A 20,910-nucleotide genomic window follows, 5' to 3' on the forward strand; every position below is an offset into this window, starting at 1 on the left:
CCCGCGAGGTCGGCCGGCGCTTCCAGCACGGCGACTGGCACCTGGAGCCACTGGCGGCCGCGGTCCGACTCAGGAAGCCGCCCCGCCATCGCCGCGGGCGATATCCTGGCGGCCGAGCACCACCACGTCCCGCGGCCACCATTCCGGGTGCTCGTCGCGAATGAAGGCCATCAGCCCCTCGCGCACGTTGTTTTCGGCGATCCAGCCGCCGACCGGCTCGCGGGTCATCAGGTAGCAGGAGGCCTCCAGGGTCGCCTCGCGCTGCGCCGTCACGTGGCACTCCAGCCTGTCGGGGTCGACGACGTACTCCTCCCGCCGCGCGAGCTCGACGAAGCGCTCGCGCAGCACGGCGATGTCGGCGCTGAGGTGCAGGGTCAGCGCGATCTTCCGGTAGAGCCGGGGGTTCTTGGTCGAGAGGTTGTCGAAGGGCTGGGAGACGAAATAGCGGATCGGCACGATCAGCCGCCGCTCGTCCCAGGAGCGCAGCCGCACGAAGGTGTAGTAGATCCCCTCCACGTAGCACCACTGGCCCTCGAACACGATCAGGTCGCCCATGCGGATGGGCTTGGCCAGCGAGACCTGAACGGAGGACAGGATATTGCCCAACACCGCCTGCCCGGCGATACCCACCAGCACGGTGAGCACGCTGGCAGAGGCCACCAGGGTCATGCCCAGGGTGCCGAAGAGGTTGATCTGGCTCAGCACGTAGGCGATCACGGCGACCACCGTGACCAGGATGATGCTGCGGCGCAGGGCATACAGGGAGGTCAGCAGCTTGCGCTCATCGCGATGCCTGGTGTCATCGATCTCGCCGACCAGGGTCTGGGTCATCTTCATCAGGAAGGCGTCCAACAGCCGCACCGCCACCAAGCCGACGCCCCAGGCCGCGATGATGATCAGCAGCACGCGCAACGAGGTGGTGACGGCCCCGGAGAACGACACCACATAGTCGAGCAGCATCCGCGCGACCAGGGCCATGGCGATGAACGCGATGGGCGTCTGGACTCGCCCGGTGAAGGCGCCACTGATCCGCCGGAAGATGCGCCGCACCAGCCAGTCCACCAGGCGATGCACGCCCCAGCCCACCAGGCCGATGATCAGCAGGAAGATCGGCAGAGCGATCCATTCCCATAGCCGCAGCTCGCCGAGCGGTGCCTGCAGGCGCGAGGGAATGTGATCCTCCAGCCAGGAAGGGCCGTACTCGGCGTACAGGGCAGGCACGTAGGCCAGGCTGTCCGGCGTGATCAGCCATACCGGGGGCCGCTCGCCGACCCGGTAGCGGGCCAGGCGGATGTCATGGGGCGCGCCGGCGGCCTCCAGCGAGGTGAGCAGCAGGTTGCGACGCGGCATGCCGGCCATGGGATGCTGGCCCGAGGGCGCCACGATCATGGCATCGCGGCGGCTCGGCAGGTCGGCGGGCTCCAACCAGTCGCCCCGCTGCAGCACCGAGGCCAGCTGGCGGGCCAGCTCGGCGCCGCGGGCCGCCTGCTCGCCGGGAGAGAGGTCGGCGAGATTGAGCAGGTGCGCGGCCGAGTCGAAGTCGCCTCGTCGGGTCAGGGTCAGGAAACTGCGCAGCGCCTCCCGGGGCGTCTGGCGGCGCACCTCCTCGGGGGGCTCGCCGAGCCCGGCGTTGAGTGACTCGAGGTCGAACCAGCGCGGCGCTTCGCCGTCCGGTGATTGGGCGAGGCTCGGGCCGACGGCGAACAGCGCGACGACCAGCAGTATCCAGCTGAGGCAACGTGGCATGAGGAGCGGTCCAGTCCAGGGAGATCCGGGAAGCGGCCATCCAGGCCGGCGGTCGCCAGCAGTACACCCCATGGCCCTGCCGGTCGTCCAGCCCCGCCGCCACGGCTTCCCCGGCGCATCGCCCCTCGCCCCCTGGTGGGCCCTGCCGTTTCAGGCGCCGTCTGCGGCGTGCCCCGGGTCGGCGATGACGAACGTCTCCGTCTGCCTCATCGTTTCCATGGCCCGCCCGGGATCGGCCATCGGCTCGTGCCTCTGCACGGGCAACACCCGCCAGCGACGCCCCCGGCCATCCTGGAGCCAGCCGCACGGGATGGGGCGACCGCCCTCAGCCGAGAATGAACACCACGCAGCCGGCGGTCAGCGCCCCCATCGTGCCGTTGAACGCGCGCCAGGCACGCGGCCCCTTGAGCCAGCGGCCGATGGCCATGCCGAAGCCGGCCCACAGCGAGATGCAGGGGAAGGCGATCAGTTCGGAGACCCCGGCCAGCAGCAGCGCGTTGATCACGGTGTTGCCCTCATCGGGCAGGAAACTCGCCATCAGCGTCAGGCCCATCACCCAGGCCTTGGGATTGGCGAACTGGAAGGCCGCGGCCTGCCAGAAGCTCAGCGGGCGGCCTTCACCCTCATCGAAGCTGGGCGGCGGTGCGGTGGCGATGCCCCAGGCCAGGTACAGCAGGTAGAGGCTGCCGACCACGCGCAGCGTCGTCTGCACCATCGGGAAGCGTTCGAACACCAGCCCCAGGCCCAGCGCCACCGCCGTGAACAGCACGAAGCAGCCGCCCATGATGCCCAGCAGGTGCGGCAGGGTGCGCCGGTAGCCATAGTTGGCCCCGGAGGCGGTCAGCATCATGTTGTTGGGCCCCGGCGTGATGGTCATGGAGATCATGAACAGGGCGGCGGGGCCGAGGGCGGCGAGCGTGTCCATCTTTAATTGTACCCCTACATTTTCTGGTGGGACGGCTTCTTCTTGCCGACATTTTCGAGAATAATGGGCACAAATATGGCGTCAAAGGTTTTATTGTCACCATGACAATCTGGACACCCGCGCTGCCCGAAGGCGGCCCACGCTACCGTCGCATCGCCGAGGCCATGGCCGCGGCGATCGGCAACGGCGAGCTCGCCCCGGGCGAGAAGCTGCCGCCCCAGCGCCGGCTGGCCGATCGCCTCGGCGTGACCGTCGGCACCATCACCCGCGCCTATGCCGAGGCCCAGCGCCAGGGCTGGGTGGAGTCCAGGGTCGGCAGCGGCACCTACGTGCGCCAGCCGGCCGAGGAGGACCACCTGCCCTTCTTCCGCGCCGGCCAGCCGGCTGACGACGGCGTGATCGACATCAGCATGAGCCTGCCGCCGCCTCACCCGCTGCGCGCCAGGGGCCTCAAGCGTGCGCTGGCGGGCCTCATCGACTCGCCCGAGGCCGTGCAGGCGGCCACCGAGTACCAGCCCGAGGCCGGCAGTGAAGTCCAGCGGGCGCGCATCGCCGCCTGGCAGGGCCGGCTCGGCCTGCCCGACGACCCCGAGCGCCTGCTGATCACCCAGGGCGGCCAGCATGGCATTCACCTGCTGGTGCATCACCTCGCCCAGCCGGGCGACCTGGTGGCCGCCGACGCCCTCACCTACCCGGGCTTCGTGTGCGCGGCCCAGCAGGCCCACCTGCGTCCGATGGCGGTGCCGATGGACGCCGACGGCATGGACATGGACGCCCTGGCCCGGCTGTGCGCCCGCCAGCCACCGCGCCTGATCTACACCACGCCGGATCTCAACAACCCCACCGGGGCACGGCTCGGCGAGGCAAGGCGCGAGCGCCTGGTGGCGCTGGCTCGTGAGCACGATATCTGGCTGATCGAGGACGCGGTGCAGTACCTGCCCGAGGCCCAGCGCGGCACGCCGCTGGTCAGCCTGGCGCCGGAGCGCACGCTGCACGTGTTCAGCACCTCCAAGGTGATGGCCGGCGGCCTGCGCATCGGCAGCCTCACGGTGCCGGAACGGCTGCAGGAGCGGCTGTGCTCGGCGCTGCGCTCCCAGAGCTGGATGGTGCCGCCGCTGATGGTGGAGGCGACCTGCCGCTGGATGGAGGACCCGGACAGCCACGAACTGCTGCGCTGGCAGGTCGAGGAGCTGGCCGCTCGCCGCGCGCTGGCCCTTGAGCGCCTGGCCGCCTATGAGCCGCAGAGCCGCGAGGGCTCGTCGCTGGTCTGGCTGCCGCTGCCGGCGGGCCGACGCAGCAGCGAGGTACAGGCGCTGCTCGCGCGGCGCGGGGTCAAGGTCTCCACGCCCGAACCGTTCTGCATGGGCAGCGAGCCGGCGCCCCAGGCCATCCGCCTGTGTCTGGGGCCGGCCGAGACCCGCGAGGCGCTCGAGCGGGCGCTGACCATCGTCGACGAACTCTTGGGCGAGCCGCCCGCCTCGCCCTGGCAGACGCTATAGCCCATCGAGTGCCGGCCACACCGGCCGGCAACGCCCCGGCGCCAGGGCGCCAATACCTGTTCCTGCTGATCGGCACCACCTCGATGGATGGAACCGGACCCGACGCCTGTCCGATCACGACGCCCTCATCACTCCCCTCACAGAACGCGTCCGCGAGTGGACCATCCACGCCCCAGCGCCTACACCTTGAACATGACCCTTCCGAATACAGGGAATGTCGCGGGCCGCGGCGCCCGGGGCGTGCTGCGCTTCCTGGGGCTGGTGGCGCTGGGCGGCCTGACCGGCGGCCTGGCGGCGCTGGCCGCCGTGGGCTTCGTCGGCGCCGTGGTATGGCTCAATGACCTGCTGCTGGTGTCGCCGCGCGGGCGCATGATGTTCGCCCACCCCGAGTGGCTGGCCATGGCCACGGTGCTGGTGCCGACGCTGGGCGGGCTGATCGTCGGCCAGTTGCATCGCGCCATTCCCGAGGGCCGCCCGCATACGCCCGCCGACGCCATCGCCGCCGTGCAGACCCGCCGCGGCCGCCTGCCGCCGCGCGCCGGGGCACTGTCCGCGCTGTCGGGGCTGGTGTCGCTGGGCGCCGGGGCCTCGGTGGGCCAGTACGGACCGCTGGTGCACATGGGCGCGAGCCTCGGCTCCGCGGGGGCCCGCCTGCTGAGACTGGGCCGCTCCGAGGACAACATCACCATCGCCTGTGGCGTGGCCGCGGCCATCGCCACCGCCTTCAACGCGCCGCTGGCCGGCATCGTCTTCGCCCACGAGGTGGTGCTGCGCCACTATGCCCTGCGCGCCTTCGCCCCGGTGGCGGCCGCCGCCCTGGTGGGCCACGTGATCGCCGCCGAGGCGCTGGACCGCGGCGCACTCTTCCACGTCGAACAGCTCGCCATCCCCCGCCCCTGGGAGTTCGGCGTGTTTCTCGTCATCGGCGGGCTCGGCGCCCTAGTGGCCGGCGGCTACATGCAGGCCATCCTCGGCGTCGGCCGGCTGGCCCGGCGCCTGCCGCTGGCCGCCCCGCTGCGCCCGGCGCTGGCCGGCGCCGGGCTCGGCGTGACCGCGCTGTGGGTGCCCGACATCCTCGGCATGGGCCAGGAGACGCTGCGCTTCGCCACCATCGCCGGCGCCTTCGGCAGCGTGGAGCTCGCGGTGGTGATGGGGCTCAAGCTGGCCGCCACGGCGCTGTGCCTGGGAATGGGCTTCGGCGGCGGCGTGTTCAGCCCGGCGCTGGTGATCGGCACCCTGTTCGGGGCGCTGTGCGGCACCCTGGTGGGCCTGACCGGGGGCGCCCAGGACACCTTCGTCTTCTACGCCATCTGCGGCATGGTAGCGGTCACCGCGCCGGTGATCGGCGCGCCGCTGACCAGCCTGCTGATCGTCTTCGAACTCACCGGCAGCTACGCGCTGACCACGGCGGCGCTGGCCAGCGTGACCCTGGCTAGCCCCATCGCCGCCCAGCTGTTCGGCCGTTCGCTGTTCGACATCCAGCTGTTGGCCCGGGGGCTGGACCTGTCCTCGGGCCGCGGCCGGGCGGTGCTGGAGGACGCCCGGCTGGGCGACCTGCTCAGCCAGGAGGGCGTGACGCTGCGCCCCGAGACCACGGTCGCGGCGGCCATCCACGCGCTGAGCCAGGCGGGCCACGGCGAGGCCTATCGGGTCGACGCCGACGGCCGCTACCGCGGCAGCCTGACGCTGGCCGACCTGGAAGTGATGCGCGAGCAGGACCGGGGGGACGCCCCGATCGCCGACTGCCCGGCCACGCCGCGCCCGGTGCTGGGCCCCGAGGCCTCGGTCTGGGTCGCCATGCGCCAGCTGCAGGATATGACCGGCGAGGCCATCGCCGTGGTCGACGAGGACGATACCTTCCATGGCGTGGTCTATGAGTCGAGCATCGCCCGCGCCTTCCTGCGCTACGGCGACGAACTCAGAAAGGAGGAGCACGGTGCGGGCTAGGCGACTATGGGCCGTGATGGCGCTGCTGTCGGGCCTCGCCGCCGGGGGCATGGCGTCGGGTCAGACGGGTCAGACAAGCCCTGCGACCGGCACCGGGCCGCTGACGGTGCTGAGCTGGGGCGGCGCCTACGAGCGCGCCCAGCGGCGCGCGCTGTTCGCCCCCTTCACCGAGGCCACCGGCATCCCGGTCGCGGTGGCGCGCTACGACGGCGGGCTGGCGGCGCTGCGCCGCGCGGTGGCCGAGCGGGACGTGCCCTGGGACCTCATCGACATGACCCGCAGCGAGGCCATGGCGGCCTGCGAGGCGGGGCTGCTCGAGCCGCTGCCGGCCGGTCTCGCCGCCCCGGCGCCGGACGGCACGCCCGCCGAGCGCGATTTCGTCGACGGCGCCTTCGGCGACTGCAGCCTGACCCACTCGGTGTTCGCCACCGTGGTCGCCTATCGCACCGACGCTTTCCCCGGCCGGCGCCCCACCGAGATCGCCGACCTGTTCGACCAGCGGCGCTTCCCCGGCCCTCGCGCGCTGCAGCGCACGCCCTCGGTCAACCTCGAATGGGCGCTGCTGTCCTACGGCGTGCCCCGCGAGGCGCTGTACCGGCTGCTCAGCACCCGTCGCGGCCTGTCACTGGCCTTCGCCCGGCTGGCAGGGCTCGAGGACCTGCGCTGGTGGGAAACCGGCAGCACGCCGGTCGAGCTGCTGCTCGACGGCGAGGTGACCATGGCGTCCGGCTACAACGGGCGCTTCTTCGACGCCATGGCCCACCGCGACGCGCCGATCGCCATCCTCTGGGACGGCCAGGTCCAGGAGCATGAGGTATGGGCGATTCCCCGCCACGCTCAACACGCCGAGGCGGCACGGCGCTTCATCCGCTTCGCCACCGCCAGCGAGCGCCAGGCGGCGCTGACGCGCCACATTCCCTACGGGCCGTCACGCCACAGCGCCATGCAGGGGGTCACCACCCATGCCGACAGCGGCATCGACATGCGCTTGCATCTGCCCACCCATCCGCTCAACGCCGGCGGCGCGGTGATCAAGGATGACGCCTGGTACGCCAGGACCCGCGAGCGCATCGGCGAACTCTTCCGCGCGGCGCTGCTTGGCGAAACCGGCAACGACTGAGGCGATGCCTCGGGATGACGACGCGCGTCACCCTCGCCTATCCTGAGCGCCCGCCACGCCAAGGGAGATCATCATGTCCTGGGACCAGCAGGAAATTCGCCTCGCCCCGCGCGAACGGGGCTTCCACCTGATCACCGACGAGATCACGCACGCCCTGCCCGGCCTGGGGGAGCTCGAGGTCGGCCTGCTGCATCTTCAGCTGCTGCACACCTCGGCCTCGCTGACCCTCAACGAGAACGCCGACCCGGACGTGCGCCACGACCTGGACGCCTTCCTGCGCGACCTGGTACCGGGCGATCTGCCCTATTTCAGGCACACCATCGAGGGGCCGGACGACATGCCCGCTCACGTGGCGGCCAGCCTGCTCGGCACCCAGCTGACCCTGGCGGTGCGCGACGGTCGACTGGCGCTGGGCACCTGGCAGGGGCTCTATCTCGGCGAACATCGCGACCACGGTGGCCGCCGGCGCATCATGGCCACCCTCAATGGTCGCCCCCGCCAGCCGCCCTCCGCGGGATGATCCGGACGCGACGGACTATGCTTGAAGTCAGGAAGACACGCCTGCCAGGCAGGGAGGCGCGGCAATCGATGGCTCGGCCTGCGAGGCCGAAGGAGTGCACGTCATGGCCATGCCGATGACGATCAGGGAGTACCTCCGCGCCTGCGACATCGAGTACGAGGAGGTCACCCACCCACACGCGGTTTCCACCAGCCGCATCGCCGAGATGTCCCACGTCGGCGGCAACCAGATGGCCAAGGCCGTCATGCTGCACGGCGATCAGGGATATCGCGTCGCCGTGGTGCCCAGCACCCGGGATGCGGACCTGGACAAACTCTCACGGTTGTTCCACGAGCACCTCGAACTCGCCTCCGAGGAGGAGATCCAGCGCGAGTTCGACGACTGCGACCCCGGCGCGGCCATCGCCGTGGGTCAGGCCTACGGCCTGAAGGTCTATCTCGATGACCAGCTTCGTCACCAGCCCGACATCTACTTCGATGCCGGCGACCACGAGACGCTGGTGCACATGAGCGGCAACGCGTTCGACCGCCTGATGGCCGACAGCCCACACGGCGCCTTCAGTCGCCCCCACTGAGTCGGCTCGCGCGACACGACAATCGGCCACGCCCCCAAGGGGCGTGGCCGATTCACGTTGGCTCGGGCAGCGCGCTCGCTCAGGCGCTGCGGACGTACTTGATGAAGGGCGTCAGCGCACCGACCCGGTCATAGAGACGGCGTGCCGGCTCGTTGAATTCCTGGGTCATCCAGTAGATGTCCGTGACGCCGTCCTCGCCGGCCTGGTGACAGGTGCGCTCGATCAGCTGGCGGCCCGCTCCCCGGCCGCGATGGCAAGGGTCGACGAACAGGTCCTGGAGATAGCAGACGGGCCCCAGCTTCCAGCAGTGCGCGTGATAGAGATAATGCACGAGCCCCGCGAGCACGGGCGTCTCGCTGCCCGTGGCATCCATCACTTCCGCCACGAAACCGCTGGGCTCGCTCTCCCCCAGCGCCAGCAGCCGCTCGAAGGTGTGATCGTAGACGGCCTCGGGAAGTTCGGTGTCGTAGAAGGCGAGATAGTCCTGCCACAGGCGTGCCCATTCCGGCTTGTCGCTCATCTGAAGCGGGCGGATCAGAAAGGAGTGATCGGACATGAGAACTTCCTCGTCGGTCTTGGCTTTCTTGTCGGTCTCGATGTTATTCACGGCGGGTCGATGGGTTCTCGTGGTTCACAGCCCGAGGCTCGACGACTCAGCACGTCTCGAGCAGCAGGTTGCGCGGCGTCAGCTCGCGTTCGCAGAAGGTCCCGAGGCGCACCCGCTGCCCGGCTTCGACCAGTCGCCAGGCACGGTCGAGCACCAGCCAGACCTCGAGCGGCCGACGAAACAGATGCCGCACCAGCTCCAGGCGTTCGACCTCGGTCTGGCGTTGCCAGCCGGCGGCCTCGAAGGACGCCCAGTCCACCACGTCGGGCAGTGTGACACCCTTGCTGTCGGCCGCCCAGCGGCAGAAGCCGGCGAAGTCGTCGGGAAGCCTGCCGTAGGCGCAACTGGGTACGGGAAGGTATTCATCGCGGCCGCGGACCTCGCGCTGCAGGCGGTCGAAGCCCTGTCGCCAGGCGTTGGCGCGCCGACGATGACGCCGCACGCCCTGCGGTGCCGTGACCGTCTCCTGGACCGCCATGGCCAGATCCTCCCGCGACAGGGTCAGGCCGTGTTCGGCCATCAGCGCCCGCCCCCGGGCCGACAGCGCGCGGTAGTCGACGGCCTCGGTGCGGTGATAGCAGCAGGGCGACAGCGTCACCGCCGCGCCGCGCTCGGCGACCAGCTCGAGCAGCCGGGCGTGCAGGTCGCCGCAGGCGTGCAGCGCCGCCACGCGCCGTCCGGGGGCCAACCAGTCGCCGGCGTCCTCGGCCATCACGTCCTGACGATGCAGCCGCACCGGCTGCCCCTGCCGCTCGGCCAGCGCCTGCCCCGCCTCGCACAGCGACGCCTGCCACTCCAAACCGGTGACCGGCCGGCCGTCCCGCCGGGCCAGGGTCCGCGACAGATGACCCTTGCCGGCACACCACTCCAGCAGCGACGCCTCGTCGTCCGGTGCCACGCAGCCGGCGAAGGCCTGGATCTGACGCCACTTGCGCGCGCCGATGCCCTCGCCCCAGGCGTCCGGCAACGCCGTGTCGTCCGAGGCCAGTCGCGGCAGCTCGACCGCCTCGGCCAAGGCGTCGACCGGCAGCCAGGCCGCCAGCGGCGAGGCGTCGAAGGGGCTTGCCTGGAGGCGGTCGGTCTCGTCGTCGGACAGCGCCATCAGTGCCTCGGCGAGCCCGGGGGCGCGCTCGCCCCAGGGCACCTCGCGACGCTGAAACGGCAGCGGCCGCCACAGCGCCTGCGCCTCGGCGAGCAGCCGTGTCAGCGCCGTGAAGCGTGCTTCCAGGGCCGGCTCAGATGGCATTGCGCAGGCCGAGCTCGTAGGGATGCGGGTGGAGATAGGACTGGGCGCGAATGTAGTCGGACCCGTGGCGCTGGATATAGTGGTTGAGCAACCGCATCGGCACCGCCAACGGCACCTGCTCCAGACGATACTCCTCCACCGCGGCCAGCAGATCCTGGCGGGTATCGCCATCCAGCGCACGCTTGAGATAGCCCATCACGTGCATCAGCGCATTGGCGTGGGACTTGCGGGTGGCCGGCCGCGACAGCGCCGCCATGAAGCGCTGGAGATAGTGGGTCATGGCGTCTTCCAGCGGCACGTCGTGGGCCTCGCCCAGATAGCGCCCCAGCTCGCGGTAGGTCTCGACCCGGTGGGCCATCAGCAGGAACTTCTGGCGGCTGTGAAACTGGATCAGGGCGTGACGGCTGGGAACCGGCTCGACGTTGCGCTTCCAGTCGTCCAGGGCGTAGACGCGGGTGATGAAGTTCTCGCGCAGCACCGGGTCGTTGAGCCGTGCCTCCTCCTCCAGCGGCAGCTCGGGATAGTCGCGACGCATGGCGCGCACGAAGGCGCCGGAATCGGCATGACTGGGCATGCCGTTGGGATGGTAGACCTTGACCCGTTCGAGGCCGCAGCTGGGCGAGCCCTTCATCAGCACGAAGCCGCGCAGGTGTCGGTGCGCCTCGATGAAGGACGCGCTGACCTCCTCCAGGCGCTCGGTGACGTCCAGCGACTCATCGACGCTGCCCTTGACCCGGGGCGTCTCGCCGGTCTTGCCGACCAGGCGAATCGGCTCCCGAGGCACGCCCAGGCCGGCGGCCAGCTCCGGACAGAAGGGCTCGAACGCGAAGCGCTCCGCCAGCACCTGCAGGCAGTAGCGGGATCGCTTGTGACCGCCGTTGTAGCGCACTTCCTGGCCGGTCAGGCAGGCACTGATACCGACCGGAATGCCCTCTTGCGGATGCGACGTCATGGCGAGGCTCCTTGCCCTGGAATGGATGCGACACGTGAGTCCGCACAGGATAACGCCGCCCCCCTCGCATCGCGAGCGCGAGCGGGCAGAGCGACTCGGCCGACGTTTCTTAATAATCCCTTAAGCCTGGACCGACAGGCTATGGCCCACGCCAAGGGACCGTCTCACCCTCATTCCGCGCTCGGCATTCACCTAACGTCGATGCCATGAGCACGCTCTACGGGCCGCCGGCACATAGTGATACGACGGCCCTTGTAGTAGAATTACGCGCGATTTTTTCCCTCCTCCCTCCAATCCCAGGATGCATTCGCCATGCTGACAAGATGTCGACCGCAACACTGGCCCCGGCAACACGACCGGTGGCCAGGTTTTCTCGTGCTCGCGGCACTGCTGCTGTTCAGCCCCCAGGTGCTGGCCGCCGGCGCCGGTGAGCTCGATCTGACCTATACGCTGAGCGGCTTCATTGCCGTCACGCTGTTCATCCTCGCCTATGCGCTGGTCATGGCCGAGGAAAAGCTGCACATGCGCAAGTCGAAGCCCGTGCTGGTCGCGGCTGGCCTTATCTGGACGTTGATCGGTTGGGTCTACGTCCAGGAAGGCCTGCCGGATGCCGCCGAACACGCCTTCAAGGAAACCCTGCTGGAATACACCGAGCTGCTGCTGTTCCTGCTGGTGGCGATGACCTATGTCAACGCCATGGAAGAGCGCCGCGTGTTCGACAAGCTGCGCGCCTGGATGGTCGAGAAGGGCTTCAGCTACCGCACCCTGTTCTGGATGACCGGCCTGCTGTCGTTCGTGATCTCGCCGGTGGCCGACAACCTGACCACGGCGCTGCTGATGTGCGCCGTGGTCACCAAGGTCGCCGAGGGCGACAAGGCCTTCATCAACCTGGCCTGCATCAACATCGTGGTGGCCTCCAACGCCGGCGGCGCCTTCAGCCCCTTCGGCGACATCACCACGCTGATGGTCTGGCAGGCCAAGCTCGTCGAGTTCCAGGAGTTCTTCGCCCTGCTGGTGCCGTCGCTGGTGAACTTCCTGATTCCGGCGATGATGATGAGCCTGTTCATCCAGAACGAGAAGCCGAGCCCGCTGGAGGAGCACATCTGGCTCAAGCGCGGCGCGCGGCGCATCGTCTGCCTGTTCCTGCTGACCGTGGTGATCTCGGTGCTGTGCCACACCCTGCTGCATCTGCCGCCGGTGCTGGGCATGATGACCGGGCTCGGTTACCTGCAGTTCTTCGGCTACTACCTGCGTCGCAGCCTGCCGCGTTCGCTGGAACGCAAGCGCACCCGCTACAGCCAGCGCGGCGACTGGCGCAAGCTCGAGTCGCTGGGCAGCGTGGTGCCGTTCGACGTCTTCACCCGGATCGCCCGCTCGGAGTGGGATACCCTGCTGTTCTTCTACGGCGTGGTGATGTGCGTCGGCGGCCTGGGCTTCATGGGCTATCTGGGCCTGCTGTCCGATGCCCTCTACGCCGGCTGGGACCCGACCTGGGCCAACGTGGTGCTGGGCGTGATCTCGGCGGTGGTCGACAACATCCCGGTGATGTTCGCGGTGATCTCCATGGACCCCGACATGTCGATGGGCAACTGGCTGCTGATCACCCTGACCGCCGGCGTGGGCGGCAGCCTGCTCTCGGTGGGCTCCGCCGCCGGGGTGGCGCTGATGGGCCAGGCCCGCGGCATCTACACCTTCGCCGCCCACATGCGCTGGGCACCGGTCATCGCCCTGGGCTACGTGGCCAGCGTGCTCACGCACCTGTGGCTCAACGCCGACAGCTTCAGCGTCTTCCACTGACGGAGGCCCGCCCTCGGGGCGACATCGGCACGATAGACCAGGTGCGGCGGGCCTCGGCCCGCCGCACGTGGTGTTGTCGCAGGCGTCAGCGGCGTTGCCGCGCGCCGCTCTCCTCACCGTGGCGCGGCATTCAGCGCTCCAGCCCCAGTCGCCGATGCCAGTCGGCGAGGCTCTCGTCCGGATAGCCGTCGAAGCAGCGATCATCGGGCCCCGCCTCGATCTCCACCCAGCTCGCACTGCTGCCAAGCATCAGGTGCACGCGTTCGGGCGGCAGTGGCAGGTCGCCGTCGATCGCCGAGGCGAAGGGATGGACGAGCTCGGGCCAGCGCGGATCGAACACCCACAGCGCGCTGCCGCAGCGTGAGCAGAAGTGCCGCTCGCCCGGGCTTTGCTCGCCGTCGATCACGGCGTGATAGACCGTCTCGTGCTCGGCTCCCTCGACCTCAAGCGTCTCGGCCAGCGCGCCGAGATTGATGGCGTAGCCGCCCCCGCCCGCGGTCTTGCGGCAGATCGAGCAGTAGCAGCGATTGAACGGATAGGGATGCGGCGCTTGCACGCGGAAGCGGATCGCGCCGCAGTGACAGGACCCCTCGAGTTGCATGGTGTCGCTCCTTGGACATTCAGCTCTGGCATTCAGCTCTGGTATTCAACCCTGCCCTCCAGACTAGTCGACACCTGATCGAAGATGACGCCCGGAACGGCCATCGGCCGGGCAGGCCCGGCCTATGGGAGCCCGCGTGGCTCAATGCCAACCCGGACCGGTGTCGCCTACGTCGCGTCACCTACGTCGCGTCGCCGCATCGAGCGGGGGCGTTTGGCCGCGTGCGGCTGACGCGCCGACCGCTCCCCCCCCGAACGCCAGGCCACGCGGGTCAGGGCGCCGCACACCGCGACAGACCATCGGCCAGGTCCTCGATGACGCCGGCATAGAGGCCCGGGCCCGGCTCGTGGCCGATGCCCAGCGGATCGATGCTCTCCGAGGTATCGACGGGCAGATCCCCGAACACGCTGCGCACCAGGTCCGGATTGAACTGCGGTTCGGTAAACACGCACTGCACATCGAGCGCCGAGACCTGCTCCTGCACGCGGCGAATCCGGGCCGGGCTCGGGTCCGAGGCATCTCCCAGCGAGATCGCCCCGGCCGCCGGCACGCCGAAGCGGCGTTCGAAGTACTGATAGGCATCGTGGAAGACGATGAAGCGTGGCTCGCCGGCCGCCTCGAGGCGCCGCTCCACGTCCGCGATCAGGTCATCCAGCGCCGCCCGTGCCTCCTGCGCATTGTCGCGATAGGTCTCGGCATGTTCGGGATCCGCCTCGGCCAGCGTATCGGCCATGAGCGTCAACCACGCCTGGGCATTGCGCGGATCCAGCCAGGCGTGCGGATCCAGACCGTCATGGTGGTGCTGATGGGCGGCCTCATGCGTGTCCGCGTGGTCGTGGTCGTGGTCGTGGTCGTGGTCGTGGTCGTGGTCGTGGTCGTGGTCGTGGTCGTGGTCGTGGTCGTGGTCGTGGTCGTGAGCATGATCCTCGCTATGATCATGGTCATGGGCGGCGAAGGTCGCGCCCTCGCGGACGTCATGGCGCACCAGCCCGGGGGCATCCAGCAGCTCGACCGTGGTCGCGTCGGCGGCCAGGCTGCTCAACGAGTTCGCCAGCCAGGGCGTCAACGCATCGCCGACCCAGAACACCACGTCGGCCCGGTCGAGCGTCGCGGCTTCCGAGGGCCGCAGGGAATAGCCATGAGGGGACGCGCCGGGCTGGATGACCAGCGCCGGCGTTCCGAGGTCGCCCATGACCTGGGCGGCAAGCGACTGAACGGGGGGAATGTCCACCGCGACACGCGGGACATCGGCCGCCGCAAGGCCCGGAACGGCCAGCAACGAGAGCAATAATGAACGGGGCTTCAGGGGCATGGGAGGGTCTCCTGGTGAGGGGCTCTTTCGGACCCCGAATAAAATGTTATATCATAACATTTTTAGCAAGCCCCGAATCGATTCGGCCTGTGCCAGAGCGACGACGCCCTGCTGGAGCCCCCCATGCCGCTACTGACTCTGAGCGACGTCGGCGTCACCCGACGTGGCAATATCATCCTGGAAGGCATCGACCTGTCCCTGGAACAGAACGAGCTGGTCACCATCGTCGGGCCGAACGGCTCAGGGAAGACCACCCTGCTGCGCGTGATCATCGGCGCCCTGGCCCCCAGCCAGGGACGGGTGTCTCACGATGCCTCGCTGTCCATCGGCTATGTGCCACAGCGGCTGCACATCGATCCCACCCTGCCCATGACCGTGGCTCGCTTCATGGCCCTGCCCCAGCGCCACTCCAGCGACGCCGTGCGGCGCGCACTGGAGCAGGCCGATGCGGCCGGGCTTGCCGACAGGCAGATGGCCGGCCTCTCGGGCGGTCAGTTCCAGCGCGTGCTGCTGGCCCGTGCCCTGCTGACCTCCCCGGACCTGCTGATTCTCGACGAGGCCAATCAGGGGCTCGATCACCGCGGCACCGCGGAGTTCTACCGCCAGCTCGCCCGGGTGAAACGGGAGCTGGGCTGCGGAGTGCTGATGGTCAGCCATGAGCTGCATGTGGTCATGCGTGCATCGGACCGCGTGGTGTGCCTGAACGGCCGGATCTGCTGTCAGGGACCGCCCGACACGGTGGCCGGCTCATCGGCCTATCGCGACCTGCTCGGCGTCGACGAGCGCGATGCCGTCGCCTTCTATCGCCACGATCACGCGCCCGAGGAGGCGCTTTCCTGATGATGCTCGATGACTTCCTCGTTCGCGCCGCCCTCGGCGGCACCGGCGTCGCCCTGGCGGCCGCACCGCTCGGCTGCTTCGTGGTGTGGCGGCGCATGGCCTATTTCGGCGATGCCACCGCCCACGCGGCCATCCTCGGCGTCGCCCTTTCCCTGGTCCTGTCCACCTCCCTGTTCGCCGGGGTGCTGGCGGTCTCGCTGCTGATGGCGCTGGCCGTGTCGCTGCTGAGCGGACGGGGCTATGCCATGGATACGCTGCTCGGCGTCACCGCTCACGCGGCACTGGCCTTCGGGCTGGTGGCGGTGTCCTTCGTCTCTGGCGTGCGCATCGACCTGATGGGCTACCTGGTCGGCGACATCCTCGCCGTGAGCCGTCAGGATCTCGCCATCATCTGGGGCGGTGCGCTGATGGTGCTGGGCCTGCTCAGCTGGCGCTGGCCGGCGCTTTTGACCTCGACCCTGAACCCGGACCTCGCCCATGCCGCCGGGATCAACCCGAAGCGCGAGCAGCTGGTGCTGACGCTGTCGCTGGCGCTGGTGGTAGCCGTCGCCATCAAGGTGGTGGGCGTGCTGCTGATCGCGGCGCTGCTGATCATTCCCGCGGCCACCGCCCGACCGTTCAGCCGCACGCCGGAGCGCATGGCGATGGCCGCGGCGGCGATCGGCGTCCTCTCGGCCAACGGCGGCCTCGTGGCCGCCTATCGGTTCGATACCCCTACCGGCCCCACCATCGTCTGCATCGCCACGCTGCTGTTTCTGTGCACGAGCCTGGCCGGTGCGTGTCGCGTCCGCTCCCGGCCGGCACGCTCCGAGCGCTAGGCCCGCCCCGCGGGAAGGGCCTCAGCTGTCGGCCTCGGGCCAGTTCCACTGGCTGCGCGCCACGGCGTCGTGGGCGTGCAGGCTCTCGGCGTGCACCACCCGCAGGCGAAAGCCGGCCACACCGGGCTGCTCGCGCAGGGCCCGGTCCAGCCGTCGGGCGGCGTCCTCGCAGAACATCAGGTTCTGACCGTTGGCCAGGGCGAAGGCCTGCTCGTCGACGCGCTTGACCGCCGTCTGCAGCGCGGTGCCGAGGCTGGCTTCCGCCCGCTCGACGACCTCGACCAGCGGCAGAGTCTCGCCCCCGTCATCCAGCCTCAGCTCGAGATGCGCGCGGCTGCGCTGACTGTGCGGCGTGGCGACGATGCCCTGCTCGCTGCCGAGCCAGCGGCGCACCGCCTCGCGGTCGAGTGCCGTCTCGTCCTCGAAGTCGCGGTCGAACTGCTCCTGGATCAGCTGCCGCGCCAGCCCCGCCGAGCAGGGGCAGGTCGAGGAGTAGCCGATCTCGAGCGACAGCCTCAGCGCGAAGCCGTCCGGCCCGAGCCGGCCGCGCAGCGCGAAGGGATAGGCCTTCCACCCCGCCAGCGGGCTGACCAGCGCCGGCCGGCGCAGCATGGCCTCGCCTTCCAGATCGAGGAAGGCCTCGCGCGAGAGCCCGTGATGGCTGTCGAGGAAGTTGGCCAGCACCTCCTGGAGCCGCCCGGGGGTGATCTCCCGGTCGACCAGATGCTCGAGGGCCAGGTAGAGCCGCGACATGTGAATGCCACGCGCCTCGGCGGCGTCCAGGCTGACGCCGGCATGAGCGCGTGCCTGGACCGGTCGGCCCGCCAGCGTCAGCGGCAGATCGATGCCTTCCATGCCGACCCAGGACAGGCGTCCCGGCTGATCGGCGGTACCATCGGCGATATCCATCAGCGGCGTTGTCATCAGGCCTCCTCGGCGTCGAGCTTGGCGGGCGCGAAGTCGGCGAAGGGATCGGGCAACGCGCGCCAGACGTCGTGACCGGCCAGCAGGGTCTCATCATCGAGCAGGCAGCCGTCCAGGGCCTCGCGCATGCGCGTCTCGTCCATGCCCTGGCCGATGAACACCAGCTCCTGGCGCATGTCGCCGAAGGGCTCCTCCCAGACCTGATCGATCGCCTCGAGGTAGCCGGGATCCGTCGGCCAGTCGACCTCGGGCACGGCCTTCCAGAACAGGCCGGCGAAGCCGTAGTGGGCGATGCCGCCGGCCTGGCTCCACTGGCCGGCGAGGCGCGGGCGCGAGGCCAGCCAGAAGAAGCCCTTGGAGCGCAGCAACCGCTCGCCGAACCAGTCGGCATTCAGCAGCTCATGGAACTTCTGCGGATGGAAGGGCCGCCGCGCCCGATAGGCGAAGCTGGCGATGCCGTATTCCTCGGTTTCCGGCACGTGCTCGCCCCGCATCTCCCGGAGCCAGCCCGGTGCCCGCTGGGCCCGCTCGAAGCTGAAACGGCCGGTATCCAGCACCTCTTCCAGCGGGACCGCCCCCTGGGACATGGCCAGGATCCGCGCCTCGGGATTGAGGCTTCGCAGCACCGCCTCGAGCTCGGCGCGCTGCCGCTCGTCGATCAGGTCGGCCTTGCTGATCAGCAGCACATCGCAGAACTCGATCTGGTCGACCAGCAGGTCGGCGACGTTGCGCTCGTCGTCCTCGCCCAGGCTCTCACCGGCCTCGGCCAGCGTCTGGGCCTCGCGGTACTGGGCAAGGAAGTTGGCGCCGTCGACCACGGTGACCAGGGTATCCAGGCGCGCCAGTCGCGACAGGCTCTCGCCGTTCTCGTCCTCGAAGGTGAAGGTCTCGGCCACCGGCAGCGGCTCGGAGATGCCCGTGGACTCGATGACCAGCTGGTCGAAGCGTTCCTCGCGGGCCAGGCGTGCCACCTCGATCAGCAGGTCCTCGCGCAGCGTGCAGCAGATGCAGCCGTTGCTCATCTCGACCAGGCGCTGCTCGGCGCGGTTGACCGCGATGTCGGGGACCGGCTCGCCGCTGCTCTCGTCCTGCCGCAGCAGGGCCGCGTCGATGTTGACCTCGCTCATGTCGTTGACGATGACCGCCACCCGACGCCCCTCGCGATTGGCCAGGATATGGTTGAGCAGCGTCGTCTTGCCGGCGCCCAGAAACCCGGACAGCACGGTCACGGGCAGGGGATGAGGCTCGCTCATCGATGTCTCCTTGTTGCCTGATGGCCACGGTCGTCGCCCGCTCCTGGGAGAGCGTGGCTTTCCAGGCCATACAGGATACGTTATAACATAACAAACCGGCAAGAAGACCCGAGCCCCGAGCCGCTTCACGACGGAGATGCCCATGCCGCCATCCTCGCTATTTCCCGCGCCCCTGCCCTGCCCCGACGCCACCGCCCTGGCGCCACGCCCGCTCTCGACGCCTCACTGGGCGGAGGGCGGCGGCATCGAGGTGCTGCCGCGCATCTTCGAGGACGCCATCACGCTGGCCGTGATGCGTCGCCCGGTCGGCAGCGACCTGCTGGCCGGCGCCCTGGCCCAGGCGGAAGCCGGGCGTCCGCTGTCGTTCAACTGGCGCGGTGCGCCCGGCGTCGAGCTGCGCACCGCGCTGTTCGAGACCCTGGCCGCGCCCGCGGCGTCCGTCGCCCTGGTGGAGGACGTCGTGATCCTGGCCGAGGCCATGGCCTTCCTGTTCGATACCGACACGGTGGGCCTGCGATTGCGGCTGCTGGACGCGCCCATGTGCCCGCGCTTCCACTGCGACAATCTGCCGGTGAGGATGGTCACGACCTATCTGGGCCCGGGCAGCGAATGGCTGCCGGAAGCGGCGGTGAATCGCGCCGGGCTCGGGGCGCCGAACGCCGCCAAGCCGGAGATCGTGCGCGACGACGGCGCCATCCGCCGGCTGGAATCCGGCGATGTGGCGCTGCTCAAGGGCAGCGGCTGGATCGGCAACGAGTCGCACGGCCTGGTGCACCGCAGTCCGGTCCTGGCGGAGGGGCAGCCACGGCTGCTGCTGACCATCGATCCCGGCTGAGGTTAAGCGTCACACCTTCCAGGGCAGCGGCGGCGGCATCAGGCGGTCGCCGTCGTCGTCGGGAATGCGACCGAAGCGCTCGGCGCCCGCCTCCCAGTCGCGCTGGGCCTCGGCGATCTCGGCCTTGCCGTGGCCGACGAAGTTCCACCAGATCAGGATCTCTTCGCCCAGCGGCTCGCCGCCGACCAAGAGGGCACGGCCGCCGGCGGGCAGTGACAGGCTGACGGCGTCGCGTCCACGCCCCAGGTAGGCCAGCTCGTTGGGCGCGAACGCCTCCCCTTCGACGCCGATCTCCCCTTCCAGCGACAGCACGCCATACTCGAAGTCCCGGCGGAGAGGGAGCTCGACGTCGCTCGCCTTCCGGCAGGCCAGGTCCAGCCCGACCAGCTCGGAAAAGGCCAGCGTCGGCGCGCGGCGGCCGGCGAACTCGCCGATCAGCAGGGTGACGTCGGCGCCCTGCGCCTCCCAGGCCGGCAGGGTCGGATAGTGATCGAAGCGCGGGTCGGTGCGTCGGTCGGCCTCGGGCAGGGCGATCCACAGCTGGGCGGCATGCAGGCGGGTCTCGCCGGGCACCGACTCCTCGGTGTGGCTGATGCCGCGCCCGGCGGTCATCAGGTTGACCTGGCCGGGGCGGATCACCTGATGGTTGCCGAGGCTGTCGCGGTGCAGCACCTCGCCCTCGATCATCCAGGTGAAGGTCTGCAGGCCGATGTGCGGATGGGGACCGACCCGCAGGCCGTCGGCGTCTCCCTTGAAGACGCTGGGGCCGGCATGATCGAGGAAGCACCAGGCGCCGATCAGGCGGCGATGCCGGGACGGCAGCACCCGATTGACCGGAATGCCGCCCACATCGGCGGTGCGCGGCGACACGTGCTGGATCTGGCGCTTGCCGTCGACGACCGGGCAGTCCAGCGACGATGCCGGCTCGGTATCCTGAATCTGGGTGCTCATGGACGCGGCCTCCTGAAGAGATGACGATGCCTCGTGCTGAGCATATGGTGCAGAACGTGGCCCCGCCAGCCAGGCGGCGTGCTATTCTCCCCGCTCGTTCAGAGCCTATCCCATCCGCGAAGGAGATTCCCATGACTCAGGCCACCGCTCGCCATATCCTCGTCCCCAGCGAAGAACAGTGCCTGGCCCTCAAGGCCGAGATCGAAGGCGGCCGCGACTTCGCCGAGGTCGCCCGTGAACACTCCCAGTGCCCGTCCGGCCGCCAGGGCGGCGAGCTCGGCAGCTTCGGCCCCGGCCAGATGGTGCCGGAGTTCGACAAGGTGGTGTTCTCCGCCGACCTGAACCAGGTCCAGGGCCCGGTGAAGACCCAGTTCGGCTATCACCTGCTGGAAGTCACCAGCCGCGGCTGAGTGGCTGCTGTGGTACACGAGGGCCGCGTCGGT

The 20,910-nt window shown here is 69.7% G+C and carries 20 protein-coding genes; 10 read left to right on the plus strand and 10 right to left on the minus strand.

Translation table 11 applies throughout. From position 1 onward, the window contains the following. Positions 1–69: 69 nt before the first annotated feature. Positions 70–1,746, minus strand: a complete 1,677-nt coding sequence (locus UYS_RS0209995; RefSeq protein WP_016855365.1) for a mechanosensitive ion channel family protein — start codon at positions 1,744–1,746, stop codon at positions 70–72. 325 nt (positions 1,747–2,071) lie between these two features. Next, positions 2,072–2,671, minus strand: coding sequence for a LysE family translocator (locus UYS_RS0210005; RefSeq protein WP_016855367.1), 600 nt, complete (start codon positions 2,669–2,671; stop codon positions 2,072–2,074). 101 nt (positions 2,672–2,772) lie between these two features. On the opposite strand from UYS_RS0210005, the gene UYS_RS0210010 reads away from it, so the two are divergent. The 5 genes from UYS_RS0210010 (at position 2,773) to UYS_RS0210030 (ending at position 8,331) form a co-directional block, all read left to right on the plus strand. After that, positions 2,773–4,170, plus strand: a complete 1,398-nt coding sequence (locus UYS_RS0210010; protein ID WP_016855368.1) for an aminotransferase-like domain-containing protein — start codon at positions 2,773–2,775, stop codon at positions 4,168–4,170. Positions 4,171–4,362: 192 nt separating this feature from the next. After that, the gene (locus UYS_RS0210015) at positions 4,363–6,117 is read left to right on the plus strand and encodes a chloride channel protein (protein WP_156821598.1); all 1,755 of its coding nucleotides are present in this window, start codon (positions 4,363–4,365) and stop codon (positions 6,115–6,117) included. Beyond that, entirely contained in the window at positions 6,107–7,237 is a 1,131-nt protein-coding gene (locus UYS_RS0210020; protein ID WP_026068470.1) for an extracellular solute-binding protein, read from the plus strand. The genes UYS_RS0210015 and UYS_RS0210020 overlap by 11 nt, the downstream gene beginning before the upstream one ends. 73 nt (positions 7,238–7,310) lie before the next feature. Continuing rightward, positions 7,311–7,757: a secondary thiamine-phosphate synthase enzyme YjbQ gene (locus tag UYS_RS0210025; protein ID WP_016855371.1), complete on the plus strand. Its 447-nt coding sequence runs from the start codon at positions 7,311–7,313 to the stop codon at positions 7,755–7,757. 103 nt (positions 7,758–7,860) lie between these two features. Then, positions 7,861–8,331 carry an aminoacyl-tRNA deacylase gene (locus UYS_RS0210030; protein WP_016855372.1) on the plus strand — a complete coding sequence of 157 codons (471 nt, stop codon included), beginning with the start codon at positions 7,861–7,863 and terminating at the stop codon, positions 8,329–8,331. 79 nt (positions 8,332–8,410) lie between these two features. Here UYS_RS0210030 and UYS_RS0210035 read toward each other — a convergent pair whose 3' ends face one another. The 3 genes from UYS_RS0210035 to UYS_RS0210045 all read right to left on the minus strand — a co-directional run bounded on the left by UYS_RS0210035 (position 8,411) and on the right by UYS_RS0210045 (position 11,136). Further along, complete coding sequence (locus UYS_RS0210035; protein WP_026068471.1) at positions 8,411–8,887, minus strand: GNAT family N-acetyltransferase; 477 nt, start codon at positions 8,885–8,887, stop codon at positions 8,411–8,413. A gap of 97 nt (positions 8,888–8,984) precedes the next feature. Further along, positions 8,985–10,184, minus strand: a complete 1,200-nt coding sequence (locus tag UYS_RS0210040; RefSeq protein ID WP_016855374.1) for a methyltransferase — start codon at positions 10,182–10,184, stop codon at positions 8,985–8,987. Then, positions 10,174–11,136, minus strand: coding sequence for a YbgA family protein (locus tag UYS_RS0210045; RefSeq protein ID WP_016855375.1), 963 nt, complete (start codon positions 11,134–11,136; stop codon positions 10,174–10,176). The genes UYS_RS0210040 and UYS_RS0210045 overlap by 11 nt, the downstream gene beginning before the upstream one ends. A 312-nt stretch (positions 11,137–11,448) precedes the next feature. On the opposite strand from UYS_RS0210045, the gene nhaD reads away from it, so the two are divergent. Then, entirely contained in the window at positions 11,449–12,933 is a 1,485-nt protein-coding gene (gene nhaD / locus UYS_RS0210050) for a sodium:proton antiporter NhaD (protein WP_026068472.1), read from the plus strand. 130 nt (positions 12,934–13,063) lie between these two features. On the opposite strand, the gene UYS_RS0210055 is transcribed toward nhaD, so the two are convergent. Both UYS_RS0210055 and UYS_RS0210060 read right to left on the minus strand, forming a co-directional pair. Further along, positions 13,064–13,534, minus strand: a complete 471-nt coding sequence (locus UYS_RS0210055; RefSeq protein WP_016855377.1) for a GFA family protein — start codon at positions 13,532–13,534, stop codon at positions 13,064–13,066. A 271-nt stretch (positions 13,535–13,805) separates the two neighbouring features. Beyond that, complete coding sequence (locus UYS_RS0210060; protein WP_026068473.1) at positions 13,806–14,846, minus strand: zinc ABC transporter substrate-binding protein; 1,041 nt, start codon at positions 14,844–14,846, stop codon at positions 13,806–13,808. A 123-nt stretch (positions 14,847–14,969) separates the two neighbouring features. Here UYS_RS0210060 and UYS_RS0210065 point away from each other — a divergent pair, with 123 nt between their 5' ends. Together UYS_RS0210065 and UYS_RS0210070 are read left to right on the plus strand one after the other, a co-directional pair. After that, positions 14,970–15,686, plus strand: a complete 717-nt coding sequence (locus tag UYS_RS0210065) for a metal ABC transporter ATP-binding protein (RefSeq protein WP_016855379.1) — start codon at positions 14,970–14,972, stop codon at positions 15,684–15,686. Then, positions 15,686–16,504 carry a metal ABC transporter permease gene (locus UYS_RS0210070; RefSeq protein ID WP_016855380.1) on the plus strand — a complete coding sequence of 273 codons (819 nt, stop codon included), beginning with the start codon at positions 15,686–15,688 and terminating at the stop codon, positions 16,502–16,504. Before UYS_RS0210065 ends, UYS_RS0210070 begins: the two co-directional genes overlap by 1 nt. 21 nt (positions 16,505–16,525) lie before the next feature. On the opposite strand, the gene folE2 is transcribed toward UYS_RS0210070, so the two are convergent. Beyond that, positions 16,526–17,428 carry a GTP cyclohydrolase FolE2 gene (gene folE2 / locus UYS_RS0210075; RefSeq protein ID WP_016855381.1) on the minus strand — a complete coding sequence of 301 codons (903 nt, stop codon included), beginning with the start codon at positions 17,426–17,428 and terminating at the stop codon, positions 16,526–16,528. Next, positions 17,428–18,681 (minus strand): zinc metallochaperone GTPase ZigA, encoded by a 1,254-nt coding sequence (gene zigA, locus UYS_RS0210080; RefSeq protein WP_016855382.1) that lies wholly within the window; start codon positions 18,679–18,681, stop codon positions 17,428–17,430. The genes folE2 and zigA overlap by 1 nt, the downstream gene beginning before the upstream one ends. A gap of 142 nt (positions 18,682–18,823) precedes the next feature. On the opposite strand from zigA, the gene UYS_RS0210085 reads away from it, so the two are divergent. Beyond that, complete coding sequence (locus UYS_RS0210085) at positions 18,824–19,516, plus strand: DUF1826 domain-containing protein (protein ID WP_016855383.1); 693 nt, start codon at positions 18,824–18,826, stop codon at positions 19,514–19,516. Between the two features lie 9 nt (positions 19,517–19,525). Here the strand turns inward: UYS_RS0210085 and UYS_RS0210090 are convergent, their stop codons facing one another. Beyond that, complete coding sequence (locus UYS_RS0210090) at positions 19,526–20,467, minus strand: pirin family protein (RefSeq protein ID WP_016855384.1); 942 nt, start codon at positions 20,465–20,467, stop codon at positions 19,526–19,528. Between the two features lie 131 nt (positions 20,468–20,598). Here UYS_RS0210090 and UYS_RS0210095 point away from each other — a divergent pair, with 131 nt between their 5' ends. Beyond that, positions 20,599–20,877, plus strand: coding sequence for a peptidylprolyl isomerase (locus UYS_RS0210095; protein ID WP_016855385.1), 279 nt, complete (start codon positions 20,599–20,601; stop codon positions 20,875–20,877). Positions 20,878–20,910: the final 33 nt, after the last annotated feature.

Source organism: Halomonas smyrnensis AAD6 (assembly GCF_000265245.1).
Classification (GTDB): domain Bacteria; phylum Pseudomonadota; class Gammaproteobacteria; order Pseudomonadales; family Halomonadaceae; genus Halomonas; species Halomonas smyrnensis.